The organism is Samsonia erythrinae (assembly GCF_004342665.1).
Lineage (GTDB): Bacteria > Pseudomonadota > Gammaproteobacteria > Enterobacterales > Enterobacteriaceae > Samsonia > Samsonia erythrinae.
The window spans coordinates 188,129-204,178 of sequence record NZ_SMBY01000003.1 but is presented as its reverse complement, the minus strand read 5'-3'; the positions used below and the strand labels follow the sequence as shown (position 1 = coordinate 204,178).

General features: G+C 46.6%; 11 protein-coding genes, 5 tRNA genes and 1 pseudogene. 11 read left to right on the top strand and 6 right to left on the bottom strand.

Translation table 11 applies throughout. The features are described 5' to 3' along the window. Positions 1–304: 304 nt before the first annotated feature. Positions 305–1,717 (bottom strand): D-serine/D-alanine/glycine transporter, encoded by a 1,413-nt coding sequence (gene cycA / locus EDC54_RS07600; protein ID WP_132454809.1) that lies wholly within the window; start codon positions 1,715–1,717, stop codon positions 305–307. 345 nt (positions 1,718–2,062) lie between these two features. Between cycA and EDC54_RS07595 the strand changes: the two genes are divergently transcribed. After that, positions 2,063–2,138, top strand: a tRNA-Lys gene (locus EDC54_RS07595). A 418-nt stretch (positions 2,139–2,556) separates the two neighbouring features. Beyond that, positions 2,557–2,844, top strand: a complete 288-nt coding sequence (locus EDC54_RS07590; protein WP_132454807.1) for a hypothetical protein — start codon at positions 2,557–2,559, stop codon at positions 2,842–2,844. Between the two features lie 93 nt (positions 2,845–2,937). Here EDC54_RS07590 and EDC54_RS07585 read toward each other — a convergent pair whose 3' ends face one another. Beyond that, positions 2,938–3,162, bottom strand: coding sequence for a DUF2594 family protein (locus EDC54_RS07585; protein WP_132454805.1), 225 nt, complete (start codon positions 3,160–3,162; stop codon positions 2,938–2,940). Between the two features lie 647 nt (positions 3,163–3,809). On the opposite strand from EDC54_RS07585, the gene uvrY reads away from it, so the two are divergent. From uvrY to EDC54_RS07535, 9 genes and pseudogenes are all read left to right on the top strand, one after another. Continuing rightward, complete coding sequence (uvrY, locus tag EDC54_RS07580; protein ID WP_132454804.1) at positions 3,810–4,466, top strand: UvrY/SirA/GacA family response regulator transcription factor; 657 nt, start codon at positions 3,810–3,812, stop codon at positions 4,464–4,466. Beyond that, on the top strand, positions 4,459–6,291 hold the full coding sequence (gene uvrC / locus EDC54_RS07575) for an excinuclease ABC subunit UvrC (protein WP_132454802.1): 1,833 nt from the start codon (positions 4,459–4,461) through the stop codon (positions 6,289–6,291). The genes uvrY and uvrC overlap by 8 nt, the downstream gene beginning before the upstream one ends. A 58-nt stretch (positions 6,292–6,349) precedes the next feature. After that, positions 6,350–6,898 carry a CDP-diacylglycerol--glycerol-3-phosphate 3-phosphatidyltransferase gene (pgsA, locus tag EDC54_RS07570; protein WP_132454800.1) on the top strand — a complete coding sequence of 183 codons (549 nt, stop codon included), beginning with the start codon at positions 6,350–6,352 and terminating at the stop codon, positions 6,896–6,898. Between the two features lie 139 nt (positions 6,899–7,037). After that, positions 7,038–7,113 (top strand) — tRNA-Gly (locus EDC54_RS07565). Between the two features lie 39 nt (positions 7,114–7,152). Then, positions 7,153–7,226 (top strand) — tRNA-Cys (locus EDC54_RS07560). A gap of 8 nt (positions 7,227–7,234) precedes the next feature. Continuing rightward, positions 7,235–7,321 (top strand) — tRNA-Leu (locus EDC54_RS07555). A 548-nt stretch (positions 7,322–7,869) separates the two neighbouring features. Next, a pseudogene (locus EDC54_RS18035) lies at positions 7,870–8,008 on the top strand (RusA family crossover junction endodeoxyribonuclease); the annotation flags it as partial. A gap of 689 nt (positions 8,009–8,697) precedes the next feature. Then, positions 8,698–8,910 (top strand): transcription antiterminator/RNA stability regulator CspE, encoded by a 213-nt coding sequence (gene cspE / locus EDC54_RS07540; protein ID WP_132454798.1) that lies wholly within the window; start codon positions 8,698–8,700, stop codon positions 8,908–8,910. A gap of 11 nt (positions 8,911–8,921) precedes the next feature. Beyond that, positions 8,922–9,000, top strand: a tRNA-OTHER gene (locus tag EDC54_RS07535). A 312-nt stretch (positions 9,001–9,312) separates the two neighbouring features. Here the strand turns inward: EDC54_RS07535 and EDC54_RS07530 are convergent. The 4 genes from EDC54_RS07530 to EDC54_RS07515 form a co-directional block, all read right to left on the bottom strand. Next, a complete protein-coding gene (locus tag EDC54_RS07530; RefSeq protein WP_132455144.1) occupies positions 9,313–12,603 on the bottom strand; it encodes a DEAD/DEAH box helicase in 3,291 nt (1,096 codons plus the stop codon). A gap of 363 nt (positions 12,604–12,966) precedes the next feature. Beyond that, positions 12,967–13,512, bottom strand: coding sequence for a helix-turn-helix transcriptional regulator (locus tag EDC54_RS07525; RefSeq protein ID WP_132454797.1), 546 nt, complete (start codon positions 13,510–13,512; stop codon positions 12,967–12,969). Positions 13,513–13,561: 49 nt separating this feature from the next. Next, on the bottom strand, positions 13,562–15,013 hold the full coding sequence (locus tag EDC54_RS07520) for a flagellin N-terminal helical domain-containing protein (RefSeq protein WP_132454795.1): 1,452 nt from the start codon (positions 15,011–15,013) through the stop codon (positions 13,562–13,564). Between the two features lie 658 nt (positions 15,014–15,671). After that, entirely contained in the window at positions 15,672–15,890 is a 219-nt protein-coding gene (locus EDC54_RS07515; RefSeq protein ID WP_132454793.1) for a KTSC domain-containing protein, read from the bottom strand. Positions 15,891–16,050: the final 160 nt, after the last annotated feature.

The window sequence follows — 16,050 nt, the reverse complement described above, 5'->3', positions numbered from 1 at the left end:
GAGTAACATATTAACTCCCGCACATTAATTGATAATCATTTATATGTCATATTTTAAGTTGCGTTTGCATGACGACGTTTACTTAGCTTAAGTAGGCTTACGGGGGGCTTTCCTGTTGTGTTACAAGGGGCATATTAGTTTCACCTCAAGAGCGTGTATATTGCATTGCCTATAACGGTGTTTTGTTTTGAAATAGGTGTTATTTAGCGTATCTATCTGGTAATAGAACATATCTATGGCAGACGGAATTAGGGAGAAGGTTGAAGGCGCAGACATGGCTGCACCTTCCCTGTATTTATTCGCGCTACTTCGTATTCATAGCCTGCTTTTTACGTCGAATAAATTGATAAGCAATGGCCAGAATAATGAACCACAGTGGTGTGACAACCAGTGCTTTCAATGTATCCGGTTGTAGCGTTAAAAGAACAATGACAAATGCGAAAAAGGCCAGACAGACCCAGCACATGAAAATCCCCCACGGCATTTTATATAATGATGCCGTGTGTAGCTGAGGGCGCTTTTTACGGTACGTCAGGTAGGAGCACAGGATGATGCTCCAAATGAACATAAACAAAATCGCGGATACGGTGGTCACCAGCGTGAAGACGGTCATCACATTCGGTATCAGGTAAATCAATACCACACCTGACAGCAGGCAAATGCAGGAAAACATCAGGCCTGTGGAAGGCACGGCGCGTTTAGACAACAGGCCGAAACTTTTTGGCGCATCCCCTTGCTTTGCCAGACCAAAGAGCATGCGGCTGGTAGAAAAAACGCCGCTATTGGCCGAGGATGCCGCAGAGGTGAGAACCACAAAGTTGATGACGCTGGCCGCCGCAGGTAATCCCACCAACACGAACATTTCGACGAAGGGGCTGCGATCGGCTGTAATCGCACTCCACGGCGTCACGGACATTATCATGATCAGTGCAAAAACATAAAACATGATGATGCGTATCGGGATAGCGTTGATTGCGCGGGGCAACACGGTTTTGGGGTTCTTTGTTTCAGCGGCGGTTGTCCCCACCAGTTCGATACCAACGAAAGCGAAGACGGCTATCTGAAAGCCGGCAAAAAAGCCGCTAATGCCTTTAGGGAACATACCGCCATCGTTCCAGAGATTGGCAAATGAGGCGACGTTTCCGGATGGCGAAGAAAACTGCACCATCACCAGTGCGGCACCGACAACGATGAGCGCCACGATGGCGACGATTTTTATCATCGCGAACCAGAATTCCATCTCACCGAAAAGTTTGACGGTTGCCAGATTTAGCGTTAATAGCAGTAGAACGCAAAGCAGGGAAGAGACCCACTGCGATAAATCAGGGAACCAGAATTGTGAGTAGGCGCTAATGGCTACGACATCGGCAATACCGGTGACGACCCAACAGAACCAGTAAGTCCAACCTGTAAAAAATCCAGCCCAGGGGCCGAGTAAGTCGGCAGCAAAATCACTGAATGATTTGTAATTGAGGTTGGAAAGCAGCAGTTCTCCCATCGCGCGCATGACGAAAAACAGCATAAAACCAATGATCATATAAACGAAGATGATCGAGGGACCCGCCAGACTGATGGTTTTTCCCGACCCCATAAACAGCCCGGTGCCGATTGCGCCGCCGATGGCGATGAGCTGAATATGACGATTAGTCAGGTTACGTTGCAGCCCTTCTCCCCGTTCAGGGGAGAGGGCTGCACTTTCTTTTGATTGTTCGGCCATTTAGTACACTTTCCTGTTTCTGTCTGTGATGTTTTATTGAGCTCTTTGGTGGCTCTCGTTTGCTAAAATCAAAATAGATAAGATAGCGCAACCGCGTGACATATTATAGCGGGTACTGGAGATTGCCAGACATAAAGAGGGCAGATAATTACGTCAAAAGATGCTGTATGTTTTTTGCCCTAAGTGAAGAGGATATAAAACGGATAGCTGTGCAGATATATAGGCCGTGTAGATTAACAAAGTTGTGAATCGCTCACAATGCAATTTTCGAGCATAAAAAAATAAGAAAAAATTAAGATGAAGTATTTGACAGCCGCGCTTGAGAGGAGAATAATTCCCCCCGTTGGGTCGTTAGCTCAGTTGGTAGAGCAGTTGACTCTTAATCAATTGGTCGTAGGTTCGAGCCCTACACGACCCACCAACACCGCAATAGATTCTTTTTTGTTAGCATTTTGTTTTTGTTAGCGACATCCTGCGCGCAATGTTTTTATTTAAACTCGCTTTGTTATTTCCCCTGGTTATTTTTCTTCACTTATCTCCTTACTCTGTTATCAATCTTTATAAATCGTAAAAATACTTTTGTAATGGAAACGATGTTTTTGGCGCTCTCTTTCCGGAGAAGACCTGCTCGCTGGCGATATGAAACGGTTGGATCCCTGCCCGTCGGGAGCGGGTAGAGGAAAAAGAAAGTGCTATGCTTAACTGGTGGGATAGGCTGTACCGATGATGTTACGGGGCGTATCACATGGCATATCCACATCCACCGGGGCGACGTTGAGAGGCGGCTGGATTTTCCTGGTTGACTAAAGGGTAAATTCTGCTTGATTTCGGAGGTTCAAATGGGATTCGAAAAATTGCTGGCTGTCGTCGAAAAAAGCTATCAGGACCCAAAGTCAGTTATCTCACTGTCTGAATTGAGCCAGGCAATACATGAGATAATTTGTATGGAAAGCGCTAAGGAGTACAAAATAAATGCGTGTTTCACTGAGTTGAAAGAGTTGGTTAATGAGAGAAAAGCCCTTTCCAGGAAACAGCTTCTGGATAAAATTTCAGTCATCGAGTTGACGCAGTATAAAAAGAAAGAAGAGGCATTGCTCCTGAAGCTTATCAGTATTGAAAATAAATAGACGCGAGTCTCTATTTTTCAAGGCAGTCTTACTGAATATCACTACACCGCTGGCACCGGTAAGGTTATCGAGACAGCGGTGTAGCAAACGGTGCTATTTGCGGTAAACGGTTTTGATCTGCTTAATTGTGTTATCAAAAATAGCGGCTTGCTCAGCGTCTTCCAACTGAGATATGTATTTTTCCATATTAATTATAACCTTACCCGCATCCGCTTGACCGATTGCTTTTAATAACAGCGTCACCATTGTTTTCAGGCAGGTTACCTCATGGGCCAGCGTTTCAACGGATGCGGTAGTAGAAAAATCTACGTTGCTCATGTTTTGTCCTCAACAAGAAAAGATGTTTTCTTTGCCTGAAATGAGCGTTGCCGCTAACACAACAGACAGATCCCGATAAGCGCGAGTATAGCATAAAGCATATTATTGACGGTATTATTCGTGGATAATGTCATTTTAGTGGCTGTTTTTTATGCATTTAACTTATTAGAAAAACGCATATATTTCGGGTTTATTTTGCGGCAAAAGCTATGGATGTGTTCTGTTTAATACATACGATGTTCACTATGGATGATTTTCCCTGAATATATTATTTGTATAATATGAATACAGTTGATGGTGGGGTTCGGTGTAATAACATGGTTAAAATAGTGATTTTTTATTGACATTCCAAATGTAAAGCCAATTGCATGCCATTTGATTAAGGTTAACGGTTTTATAATTTTTGTCACAGGGTTGGTTATCATGAACCGCGTATTTAAAATGTTAATAATGTGATCAATACACACCATTCAATTAACGATATATTGTTATGATCGCAGATATGGATGATTTTTATATCTTCTTGGTCTACTTAAAAAGACTTATTCATATAAGCCAGTGTTCATTATTTTTTGAAACCAACGTAGTATCACCTGCAAGCAACGTGTCATGTAAGTGTTACTTCCCCTTTTTTGGAGAATTATTCTTTGATTAGCGTTTTTCTTGTTGATGACCATGAACTGGTGCGGGCAGGGATACGACGCATTCTTGACGATACCAAAGGTCTGAAAGTGGTTGGCGAGGCATGTTGTGGTGAAGATGCCGTTAAATGGTGCCGCAACAATGATGTGGACGTTGTTCTGATGGATATGAGCATGCCGGGCATCGGCGGTCTTGAGGCAACGCGTAAAATCTTACGGTTTTCTCCAGATATTAAAGTGATTATGCTCACGATTTATACAGAAAACCCTTTGCCCGCAAAAGTGATGCAAGCAGGTGCGGCGGGTTACGTCAGCAAAGCGGCCGCGCCTCAGGAAGTGATCTCCGCCATTCGCGCGGTACATGCGGGTAAACGATATATCGCCTCTGATATTGCCCAACAGATGGCGCTAAGACAGCTGGAGCCGCAGACGGATGCGCCGTTGGAGTGTTTGTCTGAACGTGAGTTACAGATTATGCTAATGATTACGAAAGGGCAGAAAGTGACTGAAATCTCGGATCAGCTTAATCTCAGCCCTAAAACAGTGAACAGCTATCGTTACCGTATGTTCAGCAAGCTAAATATCAACGGTGATGTAGAACTGACTCATCTGGCTATCCGGCATGGGCTTTTTACCGCGGAGACATTGTTAAGTAGTGAGTGAGAGTTTCGATGCTTCGGCATTTTTAAAAACGGTAACCAGCCAGCCAGGGGTTTACCGAATGTACGATGCTGGTAATACGGTCATCTATGTCGGTAAGGCGAAGGATTTAAAAAAACGGCTTTCCAGCTATTTCCGTCGTCATGTTGCCAGCCGTAAAACGGAGGCATTGGTCAAAAGCATCAATCACATTGATGTCACGATTACGCACACAGAAACTGAAGCCCTGCTGCTCGAACACAACTACATTAAGCTTTATCAGCCTCGTTACAACGTTTTGTTACGCGATGATAAATCTTATCCTATGATTTTCCTCAGCGGCGATGTTCATCCACGTTTGGCTATCCACCGAGGCGCTAAACACGCGAAGGGTGAATACTTCGGCCCGTTTCCTAATGGGAATGCCGTGCGTGAAACGCTGGCATTGCTACAAAAACTTTTTCCGGTGCGGCAGTGTGAAAATAGCGTCTATCGCAACCGTTCTCGTCCCTGTCTGCAATATCAAATTGGTCGTTGCCTTGGGCCTTGTGTGAGCGGTCTGGTCAGTGACGAAGATTATCAACAGCAGGTTGAGTACGTCCGCCTTTTCCTGTCAGGTAAAGATCAGCAGGTGCTTAGTCAACTCATCGCGCGGATGGAATCCGCCAGCCGTGAATGGCGCTTTGAAGAAGCCGCGCGAATTCGCGATCAGATTCAGGCGGTTCGTCGGGTGACGGAAAAACAATTCGTGTCCGGCGACAGCGAAGATCTGGACGTCATCAGCGTTGCTTTTGATGCCGGCATAGCCTGCGTATATGTCCTGTTCATCCGGCAGGGAAAAGTCCTCGGGAGCCGGAGTTACTTTCCCAAGGTGCCAAGTGGCACGGAACTGGGTGAAGTCGTACAGACCTTTGTCGGACAGTTTTATTTACAAGGAAGCCTGAGCAGAACGCTTCCCGCGGAAATTTTGCTTGATTTCGCTTTGCCTGATAAAGCGTTGTTGACCGAATCGTTAACGACGATCGCCGGGAGAAAAATACAGATACAGGCGAAACCTCGCGGAGATCGTGCCCGTTATTTAAAACTGGCGCGGACGAATGCTGCAACGGCTCTGGTCACCAAACTGTCTCAGCAGTCAACGATTCATCAGCGACTGACCGCATTGGCCGATGTCTTAAAGCTGCCGGAAATTCAGCGAATGGAGTGTTTTGACATCAGCCATACCATGGGGGAGCAGACCGTGGCGTCCTGCGTGGTTTTTGATGCGAATGGGCCGTTACGATCGGAATATCGGCGTTATAATATCAGTGGCATTACGCCGGGCGATGATTACGCAGCGATGGCTCAGGTTCTCTGCCGCCGTTATGGTAAAGCGCTGGATAACAGTAAAATACCGGATGTGATTGTGATTGACGGTGGTAAGGGACAACTCGGTCAGGCTAAAGCCGTATTTGATTCGTTGCAGGTCCCGTGGGATAAAAACAAGCCGTTATTGCTCGGTGTGGCAAAAGGCAGCGATCGCAAGGCCGGGCTGGAAACGCTATTTTTTGAGGCAACGGGCGAGGGGGTGGTATTGCCGCCAGATTCCCCGGCATTACACGTTATCCAGCATATTCGTGATGACTCGCATGACCATGCCATTGGCGGGCATCGTAAGAAGAGAGCAAAAGTAAAAAATACCAGTACGTTGGAGCTTATCGAAGGTGTCGGTCCTAAGCGTCGTCAAACGCTGTTAAAATACATGGGTGGACTACAGCCTTTGATGAATGCCAGCATTGAGGAAATTGCAAATGTTCCAGGAATTTCGCATGCATTAGCAGAAAAGATCTTCCATGCATTGAAACACTAGGGACAATGTAGCAACATACTCTTAATATCCACTCCAGCCAGATAGTTACCTAAGCGCTATGCAATTTAATATACCGACGTTGCTTACTCTGTTTCGTGTTGCCCTTATTCCGTTTATTGTGCTGGCTTTTTATCTTCCATTCGTCTGGGCGCCGTTGCTGTGTGCGCTGATCTTCGTCTTCGCTGCCGTGACGGATTGGTTTGATGGTTTTCTCGCCCGCCGCTGGAAACAAACCACGCGTTTTGGCGCTTTCCTCGATCCGGTTGCGGATAAAGTGATGGTTGCCGTTGCACTGGTGTTAGTTGCTGAACATTACCACTCCTGGTGGATTACGTTGCCCGCGGCAACGATGATTGCGCGGGAAATTATTATTTCGGCATTGCGCGAGTGGATGGCTGAAATTGGTAAAAGAAGCAGCGTTGCCGTGTCGTGGATCGGCAAAGTTAAGACAACAGCGCAAATGATGGCGCTTTTTGCTTTGTTATGGCGGCCGGAACGGGTGGTCGAAGGTGTTGGTATCGTGGCATTGTATATAGCAGCGGTGCTGACATTTTGGTCAATGTTTCAGTATTTGAACGCTGCCCGCCACGATTTGCTTGAACCTTGATCGAAGCGCCGTAAAAACCAGCAAACGAACGTGTTTGCTCGATAATTCTGTTGACTCATCGTGTCAGGTCAGTAGAATGCACCGCATCAACAGCAACGCTGGTTTGTAAGAAGTCAGAAGAATCAGTGAGTTTGGTACTGCGGGAATAGCTCAGTTGGTAGAGCACGACCTTGCCAAGGTCGGGGTCGCGAGTTCGAGTCTCGTTTCCCGCTCCAATATCACTTTTGATCCGCGTTGATAGATTTTCAAGGTAAGGCGCGTTGGCAGAGTGGCCATGCAGCGGATTGCAAATCCGCCTACCTCGGTTCGACTCCGGGACGCGCCTCCAATATTCAAGCCCGGGTGGTGGAATCGGTAGACACAAGGGATTTAAAATCCCTCGGCGTTCGCGCTGTGCGGGTTCAAGTCCCGCCCCGGGCACCATTGATTTAAAAAGAATTAAAACAAGCACTTATGTGCAATATTGTAAGCCGCCGAAAGGCGGTTTTTTTGTATCCAAATCACTCCTTCACCACATTTTCACCATATTCTGACTACCAATAACTGCTATTTTCCTGCCGTGTCTTGCAGTCTGAGTAACATTTTATGACTGGAATGGTCTGTTTTTAGTATGGATTGTCTTTTAGATCTGAAATATCTTTCACATTCAAATCATGAAACATAAATCCGGGGGAGTTCCTCTGCATTTTTCTTTGTCTTCTTCTCGTGTGTTAAAGCTGTCGCGGATGAATTGCAATCCTGATGGCTGGTGTAGCACATATATACTTGACATTCCCGATTTTAGCGGGAGAAATTCGGCGAGTTTTATTGCAGTAGATAATCATTCAGACCACGCTTTGACTTGAGGCGCACTAGTTTTACTTTGCTGCATTAGTATTCCCTGATCTAATAGGTTTTCTTTCGTAACTCAAGAATGCAGCCTGCCGAACGCAGCTCGATAGGCTAACGCCATTGCGACTTACGAGGTCAGGAAGCCCTACCAGCAAAAACCGGATAAAGACAATCTGGAAAAGGCGCTGCTGGATGCGATTTTTGACGACGACCCGGATATGGGATGGCCGAATATCAAACATTTGGGGTGAAGTTGGGCAAATTATTATGATGAGGTGAGCGTGTGAGAGATATTCAAGATAAACACTGGCTCGCGCTCCGCGTCGTTCCTGGGTAAATGTCGCAGACTGATGCCATCACAAAATCGCTGGATTCGTTTTCTACTGAATTATTGGGGGGGCGACGTATGGCGATAATGGTACTGAACACCTGTCAGCTGGTGGCGGCATGTGGGCTCAAGCGGAGGCGGACAGCTGTGAACAGCAGGAAAGAATGGCAACAGTGCTCAATAGCCTGAGGAACATGGGTTACACAGGCTGAATCGCAAGTATGTTCCGTTCTTAACGGAAAAACAGTGCATTGACCGGAGGCTCGGGTGCATAGAATTGTTCTATTCTTCCGTCTATTTCACGTTACTTGAAGAATTACGCAGAGAAAATGCGGCAATGCGTTGAAAACAGGTTGAGTCTTCATGGTTTAGGTATTCTTCGCGAAGCAGTGCCCACAGGCGACATAACTTCAGAAACCCATCATCAGTGCGAGTTTTTATTGCTTGCTTAAAAATGTTAAACGTGCGTTAATGATTCGTCGGTTTGATACACAGACCAGATAAAGCGGTTTAGTAAAGCAGTCCTCATTTCAAGCGTTATCCCGGATAATCCTTCTTCTTGAGCCTCCTTATCGTTAATAATCAAATTCTGTGGCGCAAACTCTATTTGCCGGAAGGCTCATGTATTGAGGAAATATTTATGTCTAACAAAATGACTGGTTTAGTAAAGTGGTTTGATGCTGGTAAAGGTTTTGGTTTCATTACTCCTGCTGACGGTAGCAAAGATGTATTCGTACATTTTTCTGCTATTCAGAGCAACGATTTCAAAACTCTGGACGAAGGCCAAAAGGTTGAGTTTACGATTGAAAATGGTCAGAAAGGCCCAGCAGCCGGCAATGTGTGCGTGATTTAGTATCGCCAAATCCGCCATTAGCTCAGCAGGTAGAGCGTTGCTTTTGTTTTAGGAAGTAGGGCCGGGGTTCGATTCCTCGATGGCGGCCCAAATATATGTTGAAGCCTCAGCAAATGCTGGGGCTTTTTTGCATCTATAGCTGTATTTTTAGCGTATTAGGTGTTACGTGATCTTGCCTCGTCAACACCTTACACTTTGTACCATGATTATAAAGGGTTGGACTCTACGGACTTCGAATTGAATGGCTTCACAGCCGGGCGATTAACGCTAACTATCCTAAAACGCTATGCGGAGCAGGGTGGGGATGCTTGCGACCGCATCTTCTTTGGCTTGTTGCCAACAGCGTCTGCTTAATAGCCGCATGCCTGAGTCATTCCCTTGCGTAGCTTGGTCGTGTCGATTTTAGCGCTCAGCCGGTAGTTGCTTCGCTACATCACGAAACCAGCGCAAACCATGCCATACGTTGGGGTCACCAATGATAAAGATATGTTTTTTAGCGCGAGTAAGGGCCACATTTAACAAATTAGGTTTACTTGCTGCCCATTTAGCGCCGCCGTTGCTCTTCTCATCGCAGCCCAGGACAAAAATAACAATATCGTTTTCCTTCCCCTGAAACGTATGCACCGTACCAACGCATTTATTTTGCCAATCTTTGAGTTCTTGGTGCCCTAATTGTGGTGAATGCTGTCGCCATGCTTTTATATTTCGCTGTTCAATCCGTTGCAAAATACCCGCTTTTACCGCCTTGAAGGGGGTGATGACATAAATCGAATTGAGCGATACATTTTCCGCCAGCAGGCGATCTAAAAGAGAGAGCAAATCGTTCCCGTGGCTGTCTCGGTACTGTTTTTCACCTCGTCCGCCGGTAGAAATTCGCCAGTGATTGTTAATCACATTATTTATCGATAGGCTAGCAATCTTGTCGGCATCAAGCCCATGGATCATCCTGCCATTGTAGGCCATTTTATTCGCCAGACTGAACATGGGTTCGATACATCGACGATGCACCCATAAAGGGATACCGATCCACATGGGGGTGTCCATTACATCTAATTCACATCCCCATGAATTCACACGATCGGCAACCTGTTGAACCGAGAGTTTAGCCGGATTCCAATTCCTGGCCTGCTCCTGTAGTACGTCCTGACAAAGTCGCTCCACTAGCGCTGGCGAGGTGGTGAATACAGGCTCAATCTGTAACGGATCTCCCACCACCAGGACTCGTTTAGCCCGCCAGATCGCGCCAACGGCTTGTTGCGGCGGCGCCTGTCCGGCTTCATCAATCATCAACCACCCCAGCGCTTCGCTTTTCACGCCGTGAAACATGCGGCTAACGGAGGCAAACGTGGTTGAAATGACGGGTACAACCATAAACAGCGTTTGCCACCAGCGTAATGGCGCCGTTTCAGTATGAGGATTGCTGAGGAAATGACTGAATTTTCTCATGACATGCATAATTAACCGCTTATCCAGTACCTCGTAAAGCCAGGCCTGATGTAGCTCCATCGCGCAGATAAATAATGCGGAACGCTGACGGTTTATTGTGGCATTTTGCCAGAATGCGGTACGTTGCAACGCGGCATCATTAATGGGCTTATTGACGTCCGGCAACACGATATCGGGAAATTGCGTCTTCAACGCTTGCAATCTTTCCTGATTATCCTGTTGTTGCTGAGTAACGGTGGCAAGCGTCTGTTCTGTCTCACGCTTTTTGTTCTTGATGTCATAACAATGCGCTGTCTGCTCAGCAACGCTTTGAGCAAGTTCGGCCTGCAACTTTGTCAATCTTGAAAGCTCATGCTGTAGCCCGGCCAGTGAATCCTGATAGTCAGTAAATTGTTGACGTTTTATCAAGCGAGTCAGCCAGCCTGGCTTATTATTTTCGAGGATTTTTTGCTGCTGGTGGGTGTACTGTATTTGTTTTTCCACGGCATCCTGTTGTGCGGTGGCGAGTTTTAGCTTGCTGAGGTGTTCTTCATGACATCTCTCCATATCATCCAACGCTGATGTGAGAACATCAAGGGTATCGTCAGGTTGTTTGGCAAGGAGATCGGCAAAGGTCATTAATTGCTGTTGTATCGCTTCTGTCTTTTTCACACATTCAATGAACTGTTTTTTCACCACCGCGAAAGGGGTCGGCGAGTGATAGTGTTTCCAGCGCCACAGACTCAGGTAATTTTCATCATCAGGACGAGACATTTCAGACGCCGTGTCACGTTCAAAATGCTCATCAAAGAACAGACGTTGAGTGAATTTAGTTCGATTATCCTTTTTGCCGAGTGTCGCAGAGATGACGCCCCAGCACTGCATTTCATCCTTCAGCGGGTGGAAAAGGTGATAGAGATTTCCTTTCCTCGGCCCCTCTGTGATTTTTTTATTTTCGCGTTTGGGAAGCGATTTTGCCGCGATCTGGTTTGCCGTCGGCGCTAAATAGTTAAGCGAATGAAACTCTTCTGCCAATGATTTCTTTTGTGGCAGTTCCTTTGAAATGTTTTCCACCGCGGTGTTGTTAGAGGAGGCAACCACCATTTCAAAACCGGTGAGTGCAGGGACGATGAAACCGTCGCTGTCCAGCGTGTCATCAACAGTTTTAAAACGAGACAGCACTTTGGCGCGCTCAACGACATTGTGTGCGATCAAATCACGCAGCAGCGTTGTTTTTCCCGTCCCCGGGGGGCCATTGACGGAAAGTAGGCCACCGCCGGAAAGTTCGTCTATTGCAGTATTAATCGCAAACTGCTGCATCAACGACATCGGATGTTCGGGGGAGGAAGGCCAGCGGCCATGAGGCATGTTTGCCGGCTGTAGTTTATCAATGATCGATGAAAGACCGTCTTGTGAATATAGATTGGCATTTCGCGGAGCATCGACGGACAAATACGTTCTGAGGGCTTTGCATTCATCATTCCGTTGCAAGGCAGCGATGATGCGTTCAATGTCTTCAAAAAAGAAACTATTTAAGATCGGCAGGACTAAGCTTTTATCGCCATCGCTAATTTCTTCTTCAATTTCATCCTCTTCTTCTTCCGTTGATGCTTCTGAACGGTGGCTATGTCCCCCAAACCAGTCGATTTGTAAAACATATTCCCACTGCGGTTCAAAGTCAGCCCACGCCACTAAATGTGTCGTCAGCAGCGTTAAAATATCATCCGCTGTCAGTACGCCGGGCCCGTTGTCACGCATGGGCTTTAACGTCGTGCTGAATGTTCTGAGTGTGCTCGCAAGCCGCTGACATTCGGCAGAAAAAAATTCAGCATTAAGCTCCTGAAAGCGCTCTTTTTTCAAATGGCCGAGCGCCCATGGAAGAGAACTAACGGACAGCTTATCCAAATCAGGTACGCCTTCGGCGTTCAGCAGGACTTTAGCAAAACAGGTGATGCCTTCCTGATCCAACCGCTGCTCTCGCTCTTCAGCATCATGTTCTTCATCCGGCCCGAACACCTCCTGACTGATGGTGTTTGCTATCCCTTTATCAAAGAGACCGAGATAGACGCAATATGACGCTTTGGCTGGGATTTCATACTGTTTACGTAACGCAGTAGAAAGCCAGGGAAGTTGGCTATCCTTGTGCTGGCTGAGTTTGTTAACCGATATCTGCAAACTCTTCTTTTTTTCTTCCAGAGTATAGGGTTGGAAAAATTCGATACGTTGCCAGGCGCGGAGAATAGCGTTGGGAAGAGCGGTTTTGGCCATCATAGCACTTTGATTATTATCCAAAATAAATGATAAACAGCTTACTTCAGGTGACGGACTTTTATAAACAGCAGCCTGAATATTACTACATATTTTTACGTCGCAGCAGATAAAAATCGAGCGGTTTTCTTTCAGGGGAGGAAAATATCTGCGGATAATGAACGCATTGTTGTGACCCAAAACGTCTCGGCGAGGCGAAGATGCATGGAAAAAATCCGCTTTACGCCATGTAGATTGGCCAGCGATGGTTGTTTGTCGCACCTGAACCGGTGACTATCGTTAACACGGGCTGAGGGGGATATATCGCAACCTTGCTCAAAATCAGTGAGATTAAGGCACCCTATTGGTAGTCGTATTTGTCCGTCAGGCCACTTTTTCAAGGTAGATAACTTTGTGATATTCGGCATCAACGATGCTTTGCATGTGGGAAATTCTGGCGATGAGTAAAAAGGTGAGTAAATCCTTTACGCCATATTTTCTGTAGATATTATTTTTCATATTGTTAGCCGTCTTGTGGGTTATCGCCATGTTTTTCGCGATGGTTTTTATTGAAATACCGTCCAGCCAATAATCGAAAAATATTTTCTCATTGGGTGATAAGGATATCGCCTTACCCTTTATTTCTCTGAACGATGACATTGCAGAGATGACATTTTTTATCGTGATAACCGGCGTGTATTTTGATAACAGCAGTACCTTTTTCGCCACCATCACGGGAGCATGGTGACGGTTGTTTAGAATAACGACGAAATTCCAGTGTTTATCAGCAATGATTTTCGCTAATAAGGTCATATCGATACCGTGCTCGATATCAACAACAGCGATTGGCACATTGCTGTTGTTAGTCTTTTCCAGACGGGTAAACGCCGCCGTGGTGAAGGGGCAACGGCTGAATATTTCAATGCTCATGGCGATAGTGATTCAATAAATAAACGGCGAAAATATTCCCACAGGGACATCATCCCTGTAACAGCTTTAATATATTTTCCGGCTGCTGATTGGCTTGCGACAATACGGACAGGGAAGCTTGTTGCAGGATCAGGGCTTTTGTCATCGCGGAAACCTCAATGGCATAATCGGCATCCAGTATGCGTGAGCGGGCCGTTGCCGTGGCAACGGTCTCCTGCGACAGCACGGCAATAACGGATTCAAAGCGGTTCATCTGGCTACCGTATTCGCCGCGGTAACCGTCCAGCGTTTTCAGTGCGTTATCGAACACGGCTACTGCGGCGCTCGCCTGTTCAGGGGTATCGAGCGTGACGGAATAAATCCCCAACGACTGGCTGTCAGCGGGCGTTGGAGCAAGGGTGACCGTCTGCAACGTATCATCGAAACCTGCCCCGACGACAAACGTCGTTTCCTTGCTGACCGGTACTGAGGGCGACAACGGCGGCGCGGGTTCTGTCGGGGTAGGTAGTTCATCCCAGCTTGCGTGACTGTAAAACACACCGCTGCCAGCCACAATGACAATCAGGTCTTCCGTTACCTCATCAATGTGGATCTTTTCCAGTTGGTTGCTACCCACATTTCCATTGTTGAATCCCCCGGTGTTGGCATTTTCAAAACGGTCGCCATCGCCGCTGTAGGTGATGGTCATTCCCTGATACGCGGTCTGCACTCCGGTATTCATATTGTATTCACCGATCTCTGGCAGCGAATCAGCCGAATAGGTCGCATGGGGTAAAAAGCCGTTGTCTTGCGTCATCACGGCGGCATTCATGGCGTTTTCGTCCGTTACGCCATTTTTTGACCAAACGATATCGGCGTCTGCGCTTTCTACTGGCGTACCAGCCAGATGTTTACCATCCCGCGTAAAGAGCTGGATATCGTCATCGGCACTTAATGAGTTGATGGTAATAGCAATATTTTTTGCGCCAGCAGGAATGTAAGCCAGTGAAACTACCCCGGAAGGGAATTCATACTGCGTATTCGCATCAGGAAACTTCTCTGCCAGTGGCAAGGTTTCGCCCAGTTTGACCGGCTGAGGTCCGGGCTCGGCAGGCGCCAGCGGATAACGACCAAAGATCTGTGTTGAGGAGGCGATGCGGTCGATTTCTTCCCTGATCTGCTGATACTCACCGTTCAGGCTGGACTGATCGGTATCTGACAGCGTTCCGTTTGCCGCCTGCACGGCAAGCTGCCTGCCACGTTGGATCAGGTTATTGATGGCATCCAGCCCGCTTTCGGCGGTTTGCATCAGGCTGAGGCCGTCTCTCATTCCATTGGTGATGACGCGGTTAGCATGCAGAGTCGAGGTCATCCGGTTGGCAATTGCCTGACCGGCAGCATCGTCTTTTGCGGCATTAATTCGCTGTCCTGATGCCAGACGTTCGATCGCCTGACTCAATTGGGATGCTGATTTTCCCTGTTGATTTCGTATCATTAAATGAAGAGAGGTAATCGGAGTCATTGCTCACCTATCCTGATTTGGCAAAACAACGAGATGGCTTTTATCTGTTGATGATTGGTTACCGGATAGCGGGCAACAACTTACCCTTCCCGATAATAGGAATTAAAAACAGATAAAACATTACGTTATAGTTATTTTCGGCTATAGCTTAGCGGCGGAAACGAGTAAAAGATAATTGTTTTGATAGATCGATACGATCATATCGATCGGTGTTACCGATCGAAAGTACCAGAGCCACATTCGCATGACAACCGCCACCTCAAACGCCGCGGGAGTCTGTGTCGTCTCCAGGCGTCGAAAGCAGCAGAGGCGTGGGGCACGGACGTGACGTGTTTAGCTGCCTGGATATTGATTAATTTATTGTTTTTTATGTTGTTTTTAGTAGTGGCAGCGTCGCTGCGTCGTATAGATTTGAACCGTGCCGGGGGTTATGAACCTTGTCGTCGTTCCCTCCTTCCTCAGTGGCACTCTCCTGCTGGTGTGCTGGTGCGCAAGGTCTTTATTTGGCCCGGTACAGTGTGGAATGGTCAGAGGAAAGTAAAATGTCGCTCTCTGAATGTTGGGGGGATAAGTGTGTGAATTATCCTGAACCTGATAGATATTCCCATTGATCAAAAAATGCGCGTTCAGACGATTTCAGAAAAACGTTATTTTTTATCTATCTGATTTTTCGACATAAGAATTTATTTTTTATCACGCCGTCAAAAAATCGTCCTTTAGAAACAACGGTATCGGAAATAAATTTCTTATAGATGGATTCAGGTACACCAACATATTGATAGATATCTTTATTAGTAAACTCTATCTCAAGGGTGCGCGCTTTTAAATCATACCCAATGGTGTAAATTCGTGAAGATGAAACCCGCTGTCGCTGCAATGCTCGCTCCCTCATGACGTAAAATAAGATCAAGTTACAACATTCTATACAGGACGTACTGCCTGAGATCATGCTTATTATTAAATTTTATCAAATTTTCCGGGCTGGTGGATAAATTCGAGTAATGGGGATTTACGACATTGAATGTGTTCACGGGCAC